Origin of the sequence: Flavobacterium sp. 90 (assembly GCF_004339525.1) — a bacterium.
Lineage (GTDB): Bacteria > Bacteroidota > Bacteroidia > Flavobacteriales > Flavobacteriaceae > Flavobacterium.
Genome location: NZ_SMGE01000001.1, coordinates 3,134,700 through 3,153,678, shown reverse-complemented (window position 1 = coordinate 3,153,678; position 18,979 = coordinate 3,134,700). Strand labels below are relative to the sequence as shown.

9 protein-coding genes are annotated in these 18,979 nt (G+C 32.4%); 3 read left to right on the top strand and 6 right to left on the bottom strand.

What is annotated here, in order from left to right; genetic code table 11:
- Positions 1–37 precede the first annotated feature (37 nt).
- Positions 38–940 carry a DUF6607 family protein gene (locus C8C83_RS13010; protein ID WP_121328933.1) on the top strand — a complete coding sequence of 301 codons (903 nt, stop codon included), beginning with the start codon at positions 38–40 and terminating at the stop codon, positions 938–940.
- 287 nt (positions 941–1,227) lie between these two features.
- On the opposite strand, the gene C8C83_RS13005 is transcribed toward C8C83_RS13010, so the two are convergent.
- The 4 genes from C8C83_RS13005 to argS form a co-directional block, all read right to left on the bottom strand.
- A complete protein-coding gene (locus tag C8C83_RS13005; RefSeq protein ID WP_121328932.1) occupies positions 1,228–1,755 on the bottom strand; it encodes a hypothetical protein in 528 nt (175 codons plus the stop codon).
- Positions 1,756–1,776: 21 nt separating this feature from the next.
- Positions 1,777–8,838: an RHS repeat-associated core domain-containing protein gene (locus C8C83_RS13000; RefSeq protein WP_132011770.1), complete on the bottom strand. Its 7,062-nt coding sequence runs from the start codon at positions 8,836–8,838 to the stop codon at positions 1,777–1,779.
- A gap of 5 nt (positions 8,839–8,843) precedes the next feature.
- Positions 8,844–9,290, bottom strand: a complete 447-nt coding sequence (locus C8C83_RS12995) for a T9SS type A sorting domain-containing protein (RefSeq protein WP_121328929.1) — start codon at positions 9,288–9,290, stop codon at positions 8,844–8,846.
- 408 nt (positions 9,291–9,698) lie between these two features.
- The gene (argS, locus tag C8C83_RS12990; protein WP_132011769.1) at positions 9,699–11,477 is read right to left on the bottom strand and encodes an arginine--tRNA ligase; all 1,779 of its coding nucleotides are present in this window, start codon (positions 11,475–11,477) and stop codon (positions 9,699–9,701) included.
- Between the two features lie 331 nt (positions 11,478–11,808).
- On the opposite strand from argS, the gene C8C83_RS12985 reads away from it, so the two are divergent.
- On the top strand, positions 11,809–14,229 hold the full coding sequence (locus C8C83_RS12985) for an outer membrane beta-barrel family protein (protein ID WP_121328928.1): 2,421 nt from the start codon (positions 11,809–11,811) through the stop codon (positions 14,227–14,229).
- An 88-nt stretch (positions 14,230–14,317) separates the two neighbouring features.
- On the opposite strand, the gene C8C83_RS12980 is transcribed toward C8C83_RS12985, so the two are convergent.
- Entirely contained in the window at positions 14,318–14,989 is a 672-nt protein-coding gene (locus C8C83_RS12980; protein ID WP_121328927.1) for a copper homeostasis protein CutC, read from the bottom strand.
- A gap of 198 nt (positions 14,990–15,187) precedes the next feature.
- Entirely contained in the window at positions 15,188–16,195 is a 1,008-nt protein-coding gene (locus C8C83_RS12975) for a beta-ketoacyl-ACP synthase III (protein WP_041519914.1), read from the bottom strand.
- A gap of 266 nt (positions 16,196–16,461) precedes the next feature.
- On the opposite strand from C8C83_RS12975, the gene C8C83_RS12970 reads away from it, so the two are divergent.
- Entirely contained in the window at positions 16,462–18,873 is a 2,412-nt protein-coding gene (locus C8C83_RS12970; protein ID WP_121328926.1) for a prolyl oligopeptidase family serine peptidase, read from the top strand.
- The last annotated feature ends 106 nt before the right edge of the window (positions 18,874–18,979 follow it).

The window sequence follows — 18,979 nt, the reverse complement described above, 5'->3', positions numbered from 1 at the left end:
ATATTTGCGAAAAATTTTAAAACAAAAAAATAAAGTTATGATTTCAAAAAGCCTCTATTTTTCAGCCTTAATGGCTTTGACATGCAGCCTTGGTTTCAGTCAGGACAAAAAACAACAAGACATTAAGTCAATCAAATCAATGTGTGGTTGTTATGAAGTAAAATTTAATTTTACAGAAACTTTTAAGTACCCTAAAGATTCTATTACATATAAATCTTCACCAACTAAACACGAATCTGCATTAGAATGGGTAGAACTTTTAGAAGACACTCCAAATAAAATTGTAATGCAACACTTATTAATAGTAAGTGATGATATGATCATCAAACACTGGAGACAAGATTGGCTATATGAAAACACTGATTTATATTCATTTGACAAAGGAACTTCTTGGAAATACAAAAAATTAGACAAGAAAGCTGTTAAAGGTCAATGGACTCAAAAAGTATATCAGGTAGATGATAGTCCAAGATATGAAGGATCTTCGACTTGGGTACACGTTGACGGACAAGATTATTGGGCAAACGTTGCTGATGCACCTCTACCAAGAAGAGAGCAAACTATACGTAATGATTACAATGTTTTGAAAAGAAGAAATATTCACGAAATTACTGCTACAGGATGGAATCATGAGCAAGACAACGATAAATTGGTTAGAGATGACAGTGGAAAAGATGTTTTGTTAGCACAAGAAAAAGGACTAGATGTTTATACTAAAGTTCCAGATGTTAAATGTATCGCTGCTCAAAAATGGTGGGTTGCCAACAATGCACTTTGGAAAAATGTTCGTGACAAATGGCAAACGCTATTTGACAGACACCAAGACTTAAACTTAGAAGCTAAAGTTGATAGAAAAGCGCTGTATTCTCTTTTGTTTGATTTAAAACCAGACGCTACAAAAGCAGAAACAGATGCGATCATCAACAAGTTCGTAAAATAAAATTGTTTGTGTTAGTTGTAAAAAGCCGATAGTTTCTAAACTATCGGCTTTTTTTAATTAAAACCGCCTGAAATTTAATCCAGACGGTTTACCCTTTTATGTTTTCTTCTAAATGTTTACTAATCCAATATAATTCAAAACGATATAGGGATTTTTGTTTACTACATTATAAACGCAATAAAATGTATTTAATTTTTATCTAAGATGGCTAATCCTATAAGTTTATTTCCTACTCCGTCATGTAAGCCAATACTATAAGTTTATATCACCACGTCCTTTCTTAAAATTTAATTTTGCTTAATAGCATCTTCAGGAATTTTTTCTTTAAACATTTTTTTATACCGCTCTAAGTCGTCAGAAGAATTGATGGGATAATTTAAGAGTATAAAACTATTCTTAGGATTTGCCTTTTCGTAAATAACCAAATATAAAAGACTTAAATCAGGCTTGATATCAGGAATATCAACATAATAATTTTCTTGATATTGATTTTCCACAAATTGATCATCTACTCGATAAATATATTTAATACTAGTATTACTACCACGTCCTCTAAGTTTTGGAACAAAATATTCTTCAATATTTCCTGTTGTAAGAGAGAAATTGTTTTTTAGTAAAAAAACTTTTTCATTTTTTTCTATACTGTAATAAATAGCGTATATAAAAAAGAAAAACAAAAAAAGCAATATTATTTTAAGCTGATAATCAATTGTTTTAAAGTTCCTATAAAAGTAAAACGAAATACAGATCAAAACGATAATGTAAATAATTACAACCATTTTAGCATGTTCACCAATATTCAAAATTTGTTTCATAATAAATAATTCTTAGACAAGTTATCCTTTAAATTGTGGTTTAAGCTTAGGAACATAAAACGAAGGTGGAATCACATTTCTTGCTGGTATAATATAATTAGGAATAACAAGATTTGGGTTTACATTAAAAGGTGTTATTGGTCTTAACTCTAAAGAATTTATTAACGGGGATTGTGTTTGGGATATATATGATGGTTGTACCACAAATCGATTTAATCCTGTTAGTCCTCCACCAACAGCACTAAGGCCTAAATTCACTGGGTCTAAAGCTCCTTTAAAACTTTTATCAGGATTTTTAAATTCTGTACTAATTAGATCATATGTAACATTCCCTCCAACATTAGCAAATACCTCTCTAGTAGCACCTGATATAATTGAATTAAACATACTATTACCTCCTATTAGTCCATTAGTGAAATTAACATCAAAGCTTAATCCAATACCTCGTGTTACAAATCCCCCTGCAACTCCTCCCATTGTATTTAATACTGTTTGCTGCATACTTTCTCCTTTAATGGCTGAATTCATAAACGATTGTACTCCTGCCCCTATAACTACACCATAAGGACCGCCATAAACTGTTAATGCCCCAGAAGCTGCTCCTGACACTGTATAACCAGTAAATTTATCCCATTTAATATCTGAAAATTTACCAGTTCCTCCAGTAATATTATCCCAATTATTATATACATTTATTGCGGCACTAACCACAATTATTCCAACTATAACTAAAGGAATAAACTCTCCACTTTGATCAGTATATTTTAAAGGATTATTCCAACAATAACCATAACGATTAAAATTCTGGGCATTAAAAGGATCCTGCACAAAATTATCCGGCTGTAAAAAACGATGCAGTTTAGAATCATAAATACGACCATTCATATTTATGAGTCCTACACTTTGCAAATGTTCATGACCTGTGTACCCACGGTCTAAGATCGTTAATCCAGCAAGTATATTCCCGGCACCATCTTGCACAATGACAATGGCTCCCCAGGCATCAAACGAACGTTTCTCTACAACTGCTCCTACCTGATTTGTTATCGCTACTATAGAGCCTTGATAATCTCGTTGTAAATATAAATAATCTTGTGTTGTTCCGTTACTTTTTACTACGATTGGTGCAGAGTATCCGTCTCCACCAATATAAGTAATAAACTCAAATGTCTTTGTTGTTTTGTTTTCTTTAATCTCCATACTGCCATCAGCAGAATAGTATTTTCGTAACGGTCTGTCTAATTTTTCATCTTGTAAACCTCCATAAAACATGGCACTACGATCGTTGCCATCGTTATAAATAAAGCTTATTTTGTCTACACCAGCTTCTGTAATTTCTACAGGACTTTTAAAAGTATTATATGTTATATTTTGTGATGTATTATCGCTTCCAATATTATCTTTTTTATATACCTGTATATCATCATACCACACATTACCGCTTCCAACATTACCAACTCTCAATCGTAGACTTTTAGTATCTGGAGGAACAAGAATGGTTTTTGTTATAAAAGTCCATTTGTTTAAAGCTCCAGTACCAACACGATCTACAAATGCATAATTATACCCCGTACTGGTTCCTTTGTAACCAAACAAAGTTAACTCTGCAGTTGGGCTGTCACTATATACCCAACCTGAAAAGGTATACTCGGTACTTACTATATTATTAACCTTAAGTGCTATATCTGACAATACATGACTTACTCTGTCTGCAGATGTAGTGCTTATTTTAATAGAATTAATTCCTGTGTATGCTTTTGTATTATCAAATGATATACATTGTGACGCTTGCGGAAGCATAGACCATCCTGTTCTATATTCCATACCATCATTAAAAACTTCTACATTATGATTATCTCCGTTAGTAGAATAATAATTTGCTCGATATATCTGCACATCATCATACCAAACATTACCACTTCCTATATTTCCAACTCGCAATCGCAGACTTTTAGTGTCTGGCGGAACAAGAATGGTTTTCGTTATAAAAGTCCATTTATTTAAAGTTCCAGTACCAACACGATCTACAAATGCATAATTATACCCCGTACTGGTTCCTTTGTAACCAAGCAAAGTTAACTCTGCAGTTGGACTATCACTATATACCCAACCTGAAAACGTGTACTCAATATTTATTGTATTATTAATATCAAGTGCTATATCTGATAGCACATGGCTTACCCTATCTATAGGTGTAGTGCTTATTTTAATAGAATTATTACCTGTATGAGTTTTCGTATTATCAAATGATATGCATTGCAGAGCTTGTGGAAGCATAGACCATCCGGTTTTATTTTCCATATCTGCATAAAAAATCTCCTCATTATTATTACTATTATTGTTATTATTTCTGCTATTAGAGTAATAATCCAATGCCTGAATAGTAAGGTCAATTGCTGTGTTTTGATATGGTTTATCTTTTGAATAAGTATAGGTTCCTAAGCTATTTTCAGTAATCCTGCCTTGATCATCATAAATTTGCTTTTCCTGTAAACCTTTTGCATTTGTAAATTCTATCAGACGATCTTGTGCATCGTATTTAAAACTTTCATTTCGATTAAACAAACTGTTTGTTCTGCTTGTCAGATTTCCTTTTTTGGCATCAAAAGCAGTATTTAAAGTCAGTATGTTTGTTGCTCCAGAGGTTTTGTCATATTTAAGCTCAGAAGCAAAACCATAACTATCATAATTATTTGTTACGGTTGTTGGTCCGTTTTGCGCACTGGTAAGCTGACCTCTCGCATTCACAGTATTAGTTTGCCACAATATGGCACCTGTATTGTTGTCTACAATTTGCCAGTGCGATCCGTTTAAATACTTATTTTTAATAGTTTTCGAACTCGATTTCCCACCTGCTTGTGCAATAAAGGTTTCAGTAAAAACTCTTCCAAAATCATCGTATTTAAATTCTTTTGTAAATGTCGCATAAGGTGTTGCTTCTATCGTCGTACTTATTCTTTTTGAATCGTCGTAAGTAATTGTATTAAGGGTTTTCTTTGATCCGTTTGCTACATCGGTAAATTCAATACCAATCAACAACTTGCTTGACGAATCATACGAATAAGTCGTTTTTGAATCTGTATTAATACCCTTAATAGTTTTTTGAGCTACTTTACCAACTGCGGGATCTAATATATATGTTGTAGTTCCGTTAGGAGTGGTTGTACTTATTATTTCTCCAAAAGCATTATAATCATATCCATAGATACCTGCAGATGAATCTTTTAATTCTACTTTTCTACCCCAACCATCCTGTTTAATCATGGTTTTTACGCCTGCATAGTCAGATTCTTTTAAATTTCCATTGGCAAAATAGGTATATTTTATTGTACCGCCCGGAGTGTCTGTCATAGACACCACATTTCCGATAGCATTTTTAACTGACTTTTTTGATTTTGTGCCATCATTTACCGTTGTTGATAATCCAGAATAAGTAATGTCAGTTGTTTTTCCTGTAGCAGCAATATTTTTAATTATCCTTCCATAAATATCATACTTGGTTTCATTCCACTGTGTTCCTGTTAATCCAAAATACGGTTCACTTACTTTATAATTACGATTCTGAATATCGTACAAGTAATCGACATAAGAGAAAGCCCCCATTATGTTTTTACGTCCTTCTTTTACTTTTCGTCCTAAATCGTCAAATGTTTCTTCACTTGCACTGCCATCATCTGCTGTTGTCGTAACGATGTTTTTTTGACCACTACGCATATAAGCATAACTATTCTTTTTGCCCAGATAATCTGTTGTTGTCGTTTTCTTGAACCATGAATCATATAAATAAGAAGTTGTTAATCCATAAGGATTTGTTTCTGATTTTAATGTACTGTCCGGATTATAAACAAATGATGTAGACAACTTTTCGATATCGGTGCTTTTTGTCAAAAATCGACCTGAAGGATCATATTCATAACTTGTAACTCTTGGAGTAAGCCCTGATGCTGTTATTGTTTTTTTAGTAATGTTACCACAGACATCATAAATGTTATCTTCGATAATATAGTCTGTATTAGTTCCTTTTTTCTTGATTTGAGTTAATAAACTGTTCTGATAAGAATACAATTCTTCAGATGTCATTACATCACCAGAAACTGTAACACTTTGTTTTTTACTTTTAGGTCTTCCTATCACATAAGGCGAAGCTGTAGGTACATTATATGCAATATCTGAAACCGTTGTTTGAATTGTAGCTCCAGATTCTTTTAAATAGGTCCTCGATTTTAAAGGATTGTTATCAGCATCAAACTCTATATAATTTTCCGAACTTGTATTATCTAAGCTATTAAATTGTTTTGTAATTGTGTTTTTAAGTTTAAAAACTTTATTACTTAGTAATTCACTTTCGTAGCTTAATATTGTTTTCGTTATGAAATTAGCTGATGGTATTTGAGTAGCGTTTGGCATTAATGGTCTACCAAGTCCTAATACAGTGTAATTTTCTGTATTTGCACCTCTTAAAGTAATATCATTCTTTGAAATAGTCGAAATTTCTTCATTGTCATCATCGTACCAATTGGTTCTTACTGTCGATCTAAAACCTAAAAACCCTAATCCTTCGGTATTGGAAACAGCTCCTGCATATAAGAATTGTTGTTTTTTATTTACATCTTTACTTTGTTTCTCAAGAAATGAAACAATTTTAACTCCTGAAGCCACTATAATATCAATATTAGGATAGGTTTCCGTAAAAATAGTTGGTGTATATATAGGCTCATAAGGATCTTGTTGTAAAGGTTTGTACGTTATTGTTTCCTTAACGCCATTGCCATTTGTAATTGTTTTTAATAACACATCTACTCTATTATCCTTTGGGCTATTAAAAGAGATTATAGCATTATCACTAATTAAACTATATTCTAAATTTTGGTTTATCTTGTTGTGATTTGTGAAAATTGAAATTGGAAATCTTTTTACTCCAGCAAGCTGCGAATGCTTATTGAGTAGATTAAAGCTAATAGCATTGCCTGTAGATGATATATTTTCAAGCAGAACTAATTTGGTAACTTGTGACTCTCCTTTTCTTGCATACATATTCTTATCACCCATAATATATTCTACGGTAAGATTCTGCTGATACAAAATGTCTGTTTTTCCATCTCCGTTAAAATCGTTCGCAATAAAAGTTCCTTCGTTTATGCTATATGTAGTTGTAGGAAAACCAACAACACCAAAATACCCTGCATATGAAGTATAGTATGCGACACCAATTGCAGTATTTACTTTATTAAAAACTGTCCCCGTTGAGAAATAAAAATTCCAACTGTCTACATTATCAGTTTGAGGTATTACAAAATCCGTTTTTCCGTCTCCATTGAAATCCCCCATCAAGATTGGTTTGTCCAGAACAATACCCGAATCACTGATTGCACTTTTATATAGTAAAACCAATTTATTCGCATTATCTAAAGTATAAACCCTTACAGAACCCGGATCGAAAATAATAAAGTCTGACTTTCCATCACCATTAAAATCAATGACCTCAATTTTAGAAAGATCATTTAACATAATTGCTAATTTGCCTGAATGAGTTAAAAAATCACTTGTTTTATCACGTTTTAAATCCACAAAATATACATTTTTCAAAGTCATTGTGTCAGATTGCGTTACACAACGTTTTATCCCATCATCTCCGCAATAACTCATACTACTTGTACCTAAATCAATGGCAATTACATCTGTCAAGCCATCTCCATTAAAATCACCTGATATTATTTTTTTAGGATATACTGATTGAGAGCTGCTTACAATTTTACAAGTAGAATTACAAACTTCATCATATACATCTAAAGGAAAATTTACAATTCTTTCATAATGTTTAGAAGTAGATGAAGTTGATCCTCCTCCATATAATGAAAAAGTGTAATTAGTAGCGTTCTTTTTTACAATCATCCAACCTTGAGGCAGCATTTTATTATCTAAACTTAAAAAGGCAGCAGGAAAAATACCATCAAAGCTGTCTACATTTTCTGTCCTGCCATTACTAAGTTGTCCTGGTACTAAACTTGAATAAAGTGTGAAGCTGTTTTTTAATCCGGTCTTTGAAAACAAAATAAAATCTGTTTTTCCATCATCATTAAAATCACCGGATATATAGTCTGTATTTACTGAATTAACTCCTGACATGCCAATTGTCGCAGGATTATTGATTATCATAGGAACGTCACTAACAGTAGTATCATAACTAAATGTAGTAGGATTATAACTCTTAGAATTATCGCCATTTTTTTCTGTAATACTAATTAGACGGTCATACCCTAAAGAAGTCTCTTCTTGTTTCAAAATATAATTTCTAAAACCTATACCGTTCCCAACTATATTAATTTCTTTAAGCAATGTATTTCTAGTAATACTCGAGCCTCCTACATAGGCTTGTTCACCACGCTTTTTAGTACCGTATTTAAACTTAATCTCGTTGATTGGTGTTTGAGTCGTGATACTACCATATTTTATAGTAGTTATATCCAGCGTATTATTAGCCAAAGAATAAGCATAACTGATTCTTATTCCTTGTGGATTTTCCCAATAAACAATCGCCCAGTCTGTTGCAGAACGTGAATCTGCTGAGTTACCATAATATGCTTTTGAACCATCCGGATACTCAACTAAAAAATATGACGGACCATACTTTGCTCCTATTGGGTTTACACCAAAAGATGTTATCTTTACGTTTGAGAAGCTTTCGGTTTCATAAACAGTTTTGTCTGCCCCGTAAATTCCATTTGTTCCGTTTTTCACTATCAATCTTTGTCCATCTAGTGCGAAACGGTCTAAACTATTGAAATCTACTCCATCAATTATTCCATCATGAAATTTAGTCGCAGGAATTCTGGAAATTGCTGAGACACCCGAAATATTCCAGCCATACCCTGCTGTACCATTTCCGCCCTGACTATTATACCCCAAACTTATCTGTGGCACTATTCCATTGATTCCCGGAGGTACAGCAATAGGAATTATATAATTTGCACCTCCAGACAAGGAAACAGACAATTGACCTTCTGTAACACCGACTTCTGCTGACTGTCCAGAAACCAAAAAACTAAACAATAAAAAAACAAGGGTTAAATATATATTCTTCATAGCTTTTATTTTTTAATGATTTTAATAGATTTCTCGCCCCCGTCTTTGTACGAAAGTAATACCAGATAAACACCAGTCGAATATTGCTGAAAAGGGATATTTAAGTTGTTTGAACCGCTATTGGTTTGATAGGTTTGTAAAACCTGTCCTGTTATAGAATAGACATAAACAGAAGTCACATAATTATCATTGGCAAGCTGCCATTGCAAATACAATTCTTCTTTTACAGGATTTGGATAATAAGAAATGACATCATCCGGAGAAAATTTCAATAAATCATCCTGTACAATTGCTTCAACTTCTTTGACCTGTTTTGCAGATTTTAAGACACAGGTAATGCACAAGGTTCTATTGGTTTGATTTCCTGCTGCATCATAATCGAAAGTAAGTTTGGTTTGTGCTTTTACAGAAAAACAGAATAATAAGACAAAAACTGGTAGATATTTACTCATAAGGCTTAAAATTAAATACATTTCTTACAAATATATGTTTATAATTTAATTCTTACAGAATAAAATGTTAAATAAAATAATATGAGGTTAATTATTTTAAACGGAAACTACCAATAGAATTTCATTCTTTTCGTTCTTCCGAATAAGGCAAGGCATAAAAAAACCGTCTAAATCAAGTTTAAACGGTTTAATTGTTGATTCCTTATTTTATTTTCTTATTAAAGTTTACTAATTTAAAATAACTAAAAATAAACATAAGGAGATGTTTTACTAATTATTAACCTATGAAAACTTGTCGTAAAAGTATTACATAATAACACTATAATCTGACACCATAAGTTTTAAAAGCAATAAAAAAAGCCAATAGTTAAAAAACTATTGGCTTCATATATTTAAATACTAAAACTTTTACATTCTTTCCGGAACTTCGATTCCTAATAAAGTAAACGCAGATTTTATAACTTCGGCTACTTTTTGCGAAAGCTGAACTCTGAATATTTTTTTTGTCAAATCAACTTCACCTAATATATGAACCGATTGATAAAATGAATTATATTCTTTTACCAAATCATATGTGTAGTTCGCAATTAAAGCAGGACTATGATTTTGAGCTGCATTTTGAATAACTTCAGGGAAAAGTTCAATTTGTTTTACCAGTTCTTTTTCTTTTTCGTGTAATTCCTGAATGTCGCTTTTAGCTGAAAAATCGAAATCGGCCTTACGGATAATAGATTGAATTCTTGCGTAAGTATATTGTATAAAAGGCCCCGTATTTCCAGCGAAATCAACAGATTCTTCAGGATTAAATAAAATACGTTTTTTAGGATCTATTTTTAAAATGTAATATTTCAATGCTCCCAAACCAATTGTTTTGTACAACTTCGCTTTTTCCTCGGCAGAATAACTGTCCAGTTTACCTAAATCTTCTGAAATTTGTTTGGCTGTATCTGTCATATCCTGCATCAAATCATCTGCATCTACAACAGTTCCTTCACGGCTTTTCATTTTCCCAGAAGGTAAATCAACCATTCCGTAAGACAAATGATATAGAGTTGAAGCCCAATCAAAACCTAATTTTTTCAAGATTAAGAATAAAACTTTAAAGTGATGATCTTGCTCGTTTCCAACTGTGTAAACCATTCCTCCAACATCTGGCATATCTTTAACACGCTGAATTGCAGTTCCGATATCTTGCGTCATATAAACCGCTGTTCCATCTGAACGTAATACGATTTTACGATCTAAACCTTCATCTGTCAAATCAATCCAAACTGAACCATCAGGATCTTTTTCGAAAACTCCTTTATCAAGTCCAACCTGAACTACATCTTTTCCTAATAAATAAGTATTACTTTCATAATAATATTTATCAAAGTTAACTCCAAGATTAGTATATGTTACTGCAAAACCATCATAAACCCATTGGTTCATCATTTTCCAAAGCGCAATTACTTCTTCATCTCCAGCTTCCCATTTTTGCAGCATTTCCTGAGCTTCAACAATAATCGGAGCTTGTTTTTTTGCTTCTTCTTCGGTTTTACCGGTTTCTATTAATTGATTGATTTCGGCTTTATAAGCTTTATCAAATTCAACATAATATTTACCAACCAGTTTATCTCCTTTTAAATTTGAACTTTGAGGAGTTTCACCATTTCCAAATTTCTGCCAAGCCAGCATTGATTTACAAATATGAATTCCACGATCGTTTATAATTTGAGTTTTATATACTTTTTTCCCTGAAGCTTTAATAATTTCCGCCACAGAATATCCTAACAAATTGTTACGAACGTGACCTAAATGCAAAGGCTTATTAGTATTTGGCGAAGAATATTCGACCATTATTGCTTTATCCTCCGGGTTTGGATTTACATATCCAAACTTATTATTCTCTCTGATTTCATTAAAGAAATTTAGATAATAACTATCCGAAATTACAATATTCAAAAATCCCGAAACAACATTAAAACGTGCTACTTCAGGAAGATTATCTACTAAATAATTTCCTATTTTATTTCCTAATTCCACAGGATTGCTTTTGATAACTTTTAGCAAAGGAAAAATCACCATTGTTATATCGCCTTCAAACTCTTTTCGGGTAGTTTGAAATTCGATTTTATCAACAGTAACATCAAATAATGCTTGTATTGCTTTTTGTATAGAAGGAGTAAGAATTTGTGATAATGACATGTAAACTTATTTTTAAAGTGAGCAAAGATACTGCTTATTCATCAATTACAGAAAATGAAAAACATATAAAATACAAGAAAACGATTAGAATTCCTTAAAAAGCAAATCATTCTTAATGTTAAAATTATCAAAAAATCAAAACGCTAATCTCCTATAAAACAGATAATCTCCAAATAAAACATTTTTTTTATTTGATTTTCCTGTAACATATCGATGATAAAAGAGTCTTAATAGGGACACTTTAAATTCGTTTAAAGAAAAAAAACTAAAAAAAAAACAAAATAACAATCATCATCATCAATCAATCAAAAAAATCAATCATTCCCATATTATGAAACTAAAATTCTTTCTGTTTGCATTACTAGGTGTATTTGCAACAGCACAAGCCCAGAATGCCGGTGTAGTGTCCGGAAAAATTACCGAAAAGTCAAACAATGCGCCAATTTCTTATGCTACAGTTTCTATTAAAGACAACGGAAAAGTAGTAACCGGAGTTAACACTGATGATAATGGTGATTTTACCATTAAAAATTTAGCGATAAAAAACTATACAATCGAAATTCAATACATTGGATTTAGAAAATATATAGGTTCTGTAATTTTAAGTGATAACAAAAAAACAGCTACTGTTAATGCATCGCTTGAAGAAGAAGCAACGCAATTAAAAGGGGTAAACATTGTAGCTGAGCGCTCTACTATTGAACAAAAAATTGATAGAAAAGTAATTACTGTTGGAAAAGATTTAACAACAGCGGGAGCTTCTGCTTCTGATATTATGAGTAACATTCCGTCTGTAAATGTTGATCAGGACGGTAAACTTTCTCTTCGTGGAAACGATAATGTACGTGTCTTAATTGATGGAAGACCATCTAATATTGATCCTGCGCAATTGTTGAAACAAATTCCATCAACTTCTATCAAAAAAATTGAGCTGATTACAAATCCAAGTGCCAAATACAATCCGGAAGGAATGTCTGGAATCATCAATATTGTTTTGCATAAAAATGCCAACACTGGTTTCAACGGAAGCTATAGCGGTGGTATTACTTTTGGAGAAACTGCCAAATACAATCAATCATTAGATTTGAATTATAAAACCGGAAAAGTAAACTTCTTCGGAAATGTGGGTGAAAATTTTGGTACCTATTTTAACAATGGCCGAATTGAAAGATTAGATCAGGATGTTAAGCAAAAACTAAAAATCTCTAATGATAATGACAATTATTTGTACAAAGTTGGTATGGATTATTTAATCGATGATCATAATACTTTATCTTTTTATACGAATCAAAATAAATCTACCGGAACCGGAATTGTATTAACTGATATTGATTATAATAATGGTGATCCGGATATTAAAAACATTTACCAAAAAGCAAGATACCAAGGACCTAATCAAACTGGTACTTACAATTTAGCATACAAACACATCTTTAAAAAAGAAGGTCATACTTTAGATTTTGAAGGAAACTATAGTGACACTAAAGAAACTCAAAATGCAAGCTTCGACACTAAAACAACAAGTCCTAACAACACCTCTAAAGATATTGTGTACAATGATGCTACAGGTGAAAACAGAAAACTAGGTACTTTAAATGTTGATTATGTAAACCCGTTGAACGAAAAAACTACTCTTGAAGCCGGTGCTGAAGCCAGAATTACAAGAACGGATAACGATTACCATACAGCAAACCCAGCGGTTACTGACCCTCAAGATCAAACTTCTATCTATACATATGATACCGATATTTACTCTGCTTATGTAACTTTTGGTCAGAAATACAAAAAATTCAGCTACCAGATAGGAACTCGTTTTGAAAGCTATCAAGTTAAGTCTAATCTTAATTATGGTTATAAAACCTTTAATGATGATTATATCACTTTGTATCCATCAGCTTATTTTACTTATAATTTAAATGACAAAAATGTATTGCAATTAAGCTATAGTCGTCGCGTTGACCGTCCAAGTTTAGAGCAAACTAAACCTATTCGTGAGTTTTCTACCCCGTTGGTAACATCTTACGGAAATCAAAATTTAAGACCTCAGTTCACCAATTCGGTTGAAGTAAACTACACAAGAACTCTTGAAAAGGGAAGTATCACTACCGGAGTTTTTGTAAGAAGAATTAATGATCAAATAAGCAGAACTTTAAGTCCTGATCCAAATGATGATTCAGGATATAAACAAATTTTAGGTTTTGCAAATTATGACAATAGCAGCTCTTATGGCTTTGAAGCTTCATTAAATTATAAGCTTACAAAATGGTGGGATATCCAACCATCGATTGACTTTTCAAGTATAAAACAACACGGTGTTGTATTTGAATTTGATCCTAAAACAGGTAAAAGTTCACCGCTTGAACGTACTGTAACAACATCAGCATTTAATGCCCGTATGAACTCAAACTTCAAACCTACAAAACGTTTAAGCTTTTTATTGTTTGGTTTTTACAGAGGTCCGGTTGAGGAAATTCAACAACACAGAAAAGAAATGTACAAAATGGACATTGGTTCACGTTATACATTGTTAGACAATAAAATGAACATAAGTGTACGTTTTAACGATGTTTTCAACACAATGAAATATGCTTTTGACGGTGTTTATCCTTATCCTCAGGAAGGGCAATTTACATGGGAAAGTCAAACGGTTTACTTAGGATTGACTTATAACTTTGGAGGTGCAAAAATCAAAAACCTTCAACGTAAACAAAGAGAAGATAACACTAATAAAGGTGGTGGCGGAATGTTTTAATCCCTCTTTTATTAGTAGATTTTAATAGTTCTTGTAGAAAAGAAAAGCCTGGAGTATGCCAACTCCAGGCTTTTTTATTTAAATGCTTTTACAAAAAATTCTTTAGTTCTTTTACTTCTTCGGGATTTGCAGTTTCTGTATTATCTGTAATCGCCGATGAATGATAAAAAGTTGGTTCTAGTTTATCCTGTAATAATTTAATATTCGAAGATCGCAAACCGCCGCCGGGCATGATTTCTATTTTATCTTTGGCCCATTTTTGAATTTTCTCTAAAGTAAAAATTCCTTCTTCGACATTGATTCCTTGTCCCGAAGTCAAAATAGTATTAAAACCACATTCAATTACATCTTTAAGAGATTCTTTAACGTCTTTTACAACATCAAAAGCACGATGAAAAGTACAAGAAAGCGGACTTGCTAAATCAACCAATTCTTTATTGCGTCTTTTACTAACGCTTCCGTCTGCTTTTAAGATTCCGAAAACAAAACCATCAACACCCAATTTTTTAAATTGTTTAATATCTTGTTTCATTTCTATAAACTCTTCATCTGTATAAACAAAATCTCCGCCTCGAGGTCTTATGATTACATGCATTTTCATGGATACATTCTCCCTCACTTTTAAGGCTAAAATATAATTAGGAGTTGTTCCGCCAAGCTTCATATTATCACAAAGTTCTATTCGATCAGCTCCATTTTCTTGTGCAATTATGGCCGATTCGTAATTAAAACACGCTATTTCAAGTTGATTTTTTTTCATTGTAATTTAAATTATTTGTCATTGCGAGGAACGAAGCAACCACACTAACAATAAACACATTTCTTTATCAAAAATAACACACTAAATGTGATTGCTTCGTTCCTCGCAATGACAAGATTGCGTAATTCAACACGAAAGTATAAAAAAAACCTGCTCCAAAAAGAGCAGGTTTTAAAATATAATGTAAGAGGAATTAAATTACCATTTTATAATAGCACTTGCCCAGGTAAAACCACTTCCAAAAGCAGCCAAAACAACTGTATCACCTGATTTGATTTTTCCTTGTTCCCAAGCTTCTGTCAAAGCAATTGGAATAGATGCTGCAGTTGTGTTTCCGTATTTCTGAATATTATTATGAACCTGATCATCACTCAATTTAAATTTATTCTGAATGAATTGCGAAATTCTCAAGTTTGCCTGATGCGGAATCAACATATCAATATCTGAAACTTGCAAACCATTTGCTTCCAAACCTTCATTGATTACTTCAGCAAAACGAACTACTGCATTTTTAAATACAAATTGTCCGTTCATATAAGGATAATAACTTTCATCATTCGGGTCATTATCTGCTAATATATCTGTTACCCAACGCGCTCCCATTCCTGGTGCCTGCAAAGCTAGTTCCTCAGCATGTTGTCCTTCTGAATGTAAATGTGTAGATAAAATACCTTTTGTCAAATCTTCTTCACGACTTAAAACTGCCGCTCCTGCTCCATCTCCAAAAATTACTGAAACTCCACGTCCGCGAGTTGTCATGTCTAATCCTGTTGAATGAACCTCAGAGCCTATCACCAAAATATTTTTATACATTCCGGTTTTAATATATTGATCTGCAACAGAAATTGCATAAACAAAACCAGAACATTGATTTCTAACATCTAATGCTCCTACAGTTCTTAATCCTAAATCACGTTGTACTAAAACTCCAGGTCCTGGAAAATAGTAATCAGGACTTAATGTAGCAAAAACTACAAAATCAATATCTTCTTTGGCAACGCCAGAACGTTCTATAGCAATTTTAGCTGCTTTTACTCCCATTGTTGTCGTGGTATCTTCTCCACGAATAATATGTCTACGCTCCTGAATCCCTGTTCGCTCCTGAATCCACTCATCATTGGTATCAATAATCTTAGACAAATCATCGTTGGTCACAACATTTGAAGGAACATAATATCCTAGGCCCGCTATTTTTGAATGATACATATTCTTTTATTATTTGTTAAAAAATTGGATTGCAAATTTAAGTATTGTTTAAAACATAAGCGTACAAATTACTCTTTTTTTCGTAATTAGCAATTTAATATACTTTAATTATACAAGCTATTAAACCAAGTTCAATTCTAAAAAACCAGTTTTTAGTCCAAAACAATGAAAAGTATGAAAAATAACGCATAAAATGTAACAAGAGTAAACTACCTTAGACAAACATTTATGAAGCCCACTTTTTTCAAACCCATAAAATTCAAACTATGAAATTAAAGGTTACATTATTCTTATTTTTAAATATTGGTTTCTTTGCTTTTGCTCAGGAAAACCTAACCTACCAAAAACCGTCTAAATCTATCCTGGATTTAGCAGATTATGAAAGAGCTCCTACAGTATCTATGGATACTAAAAAAGAAAATATGCTCTTAGTATATAGAAGTACATACAAAACATTAGACGATTTAAATCAGGAGGAACTTCGTTTGGGAGGTTTAAGGATTAATCCTGTTACCAATATTTCAAGTACCGTTACTTATATCAACAATCTGAAATTAAGAAAGACTAATGGTAAAGACGAAATTCAAGTAAAAGGACTACCAAATAATCCTAAAATCAGTAATGTCCTTTGGTCACCAAATGACAAAAAAATTCTGTTTTCGCATACTACAAATACTGGTTTAGAACTTTGGGTTTTGGATGTTGCATCGGCACAAGCCACAAAACTAACGGAAGCTACTGTAAATGCAAATCTGGGAAATCCGTTTAGCTGGCTTTTAGACAATGAAACTATCCTGGTAAAAATGCTTCCAAAAGATAGAAAACCACTTCTGGATTCTAAAAAAGATTTACCAACAGGACCAATTATTTCGAATACTTCAGGCGAAAAATCTCAAAACAGAACTTATCCGGATATGTTGAAAAACAAAAACGATGAAGTTAATTTTGAAAATATCATTACATCTGAATTATACAAAGTCAACATTAACGGAAATGCTGTTTTATTTAAAGAAGCTGCAATGTTTGTCGGAGAAAAAATCTCTCCAGACGGTAATTATATTATGTTAACAACCATTCAGAAACCATTTTCTTATGTTGTTCCTTTAAGCAGATTTCCATCTAAATCAGTTGTATATGACATTCGAGGAAAAGAAATCAAAACAGTTAACGAAGTTCCGTTGAACGAAATTATACCAAAAGGTTTTATGGCGGTTCGAAAAGGAAAAAGAGAAATGGCATGGAGAAATGACAAACCAGCTACTTTATCTTATGTTACAGCTCTGGATGAAGGAGATCCTGCGAACAAAGCAGATTTTAGAGATGAAGTTTTTCTTTGGGATGCGCCTTTTACAAGCGATGCAACTTCATTGGTAAAAATACCTCAACGTTATTCTGATATTGTTTGGGGAAATGATAATATTGCTTTTGTTACTGACGAATGGTACGATACGCGTAATACTAAAACATATTTGATTAATCCATCAAATCCTGGTCAGCAAGCAAAAGTGATTACGGACAGAAACCAACAAGACGTTTACTCAGATCCTGGTACTTTTGAAACCAAAAAGAATGAATATAATAAATATGTTCTTGCAATCGAAAAAGATAACGCTTACAGAATTGGTGACGGATATACTAAAAATGGTCAGTTTCCATTTATTGATGAATTCAATTTAAAAACATTACAATCTAAACGCATTTATACTTCTTCTTATAAAGACAAAAAAGAAGATTTATTGGAAATTGAAGATTTCAGATCCGGTAAAGTTTTAGTTCAGATTCAGTCAAAAAGTGAATATCCAAATTATTACTTCAGAAACATTAAAAAACAAAACAGTTTAACTCCAATTACAACTTTCAAAAATCCGTTTGAAAGTATTAAAGATGTGAGTAAAGAAGTTATTAAATACAAACGTAAAGACGGTTTGGAACTTTCGGGAACTTTATATCTTCCTGCTGGATATGATAAAGCAAAAAAAGAAAAACTACCTTTATTAATCTGGGCTTATCCTGCCGAATACAAAGACCGAAATAGTGCTGGACAATCGACTCAAAATTCAAATGAGTTTACTTTTCCTTATTATGGATCTTTTGTTTATTGGGTAACCAAAGGGTATGTGGTTTTGGATGATGCAGCTTTCCCTATTATTGGAGAAGGAACTACAGAACCAAACGACAACTTTATCTCGCAATTAGTAGACAATGCCGAAGCTGCAATTAATGCTGTTGATGCTTTAGGATATATTAATCGTAAAAAAGTCGCTATTGGCGGACACTCTTATGGCGCATTTATGACGGCAAATTTATTAACACATTCTAATTTATTTGCCTGCGGAATTGCAAGAAGCGGCGCGTATAACAGAACTTTGACTCCGTTTGGTTTCCAGAGTGAGCAACGTAATTACTGGGAAGTTCCAGATGTTTACAACGCAATGTCTCCTTTTATGAATGCAGATAAAATGAAAACTCCAATTTTATTAGTTCATGGCGAAGCCGATAATAATCCGGGAACTTTTACTTTGCAGACAGAACGTTATTTTCAAGCTTTAAAAGGTTTAGGCGCTCCAGCAAGAATGGTGATTTTACCTAAAGAAGCACATAGTTATGTTGCCAAAGAAAACATTCTACATTTACTTTGGGAACAAGATCAGTTTTTAGAAAAATATTTAAAAAACTAGATTATTAAAGATTATCAAATAAAAACAAACCCGATAGATTTCAAAAATCTATCGGGTTTGTTTTTATAACATTAAAAAAAATTATCTAATTTTCTAATTGACACAT

Bases quoted from the DNA above. Each gene is read 5' to 3' on its own strand.
- C8C83_RS13010 (WP_121328933.1), top strand. From the start codon at position 38: ATGATTTCAAAAAGCCTCTATTTTTCAGCCTTAATGGCTTTGACATGC.
- C8C83_RS13005 (WP_121328932.1), bottom strand. From the start codon at position 1,755: ATGAAACAAATTTTGAATATTGGTGAACATGCTAAAATGGTTGTAATT.
- C8C83_RS13000 (WP_132011770.1), bottom strand. From the start codon at position 8,838: ATGAAGAATATATATTTAACCCTTGTTTTTTTATTGTTTAGTTTTTTG.
- C8C83_RS12995 (WP_121328929.1), bottom strand. From the start codon at position 9,290: ATGAGTAAATATCTACCAGTTTTTGTCTTATTATTCTGTTTTTCTGTA.
- argS (WP_132011769.1), bottom strand. From the start codon at position 11,477: ATGTCATTATCACAAATTCTTACTCCTTCTATACAAAAAGCAATACAA.
- C8C83_RS12985 (WP_121328928.1), top strand. From the start codon at position 11,809: ATGAAACTAAAATTCTTTCTGTTTGCATTACTAGGTGTATTTGCAACA.
- C8C83_RS12980 (WP_121328927.1), bottom strand. From the start codon at position 14,989: ATGAAAAAAAATCAACTTGAAATAGCGTGTTTTAATTACGAATCGGCC.
- C8C83_RS12975 (WP_041519914.1), bottom strand. From the start codon at position 16,195: ATGTATCATTCAAAAATAGCGGGCCTAGGATATTATGTTCCTTCAAAT.
- C8C83_RS12970 (WP_121328926.1), top strand. From the start codon at position 16,462: ATGAAATTAAAGGTTACATTATTCTTATTTTTAAATATTGGTTTCTTT.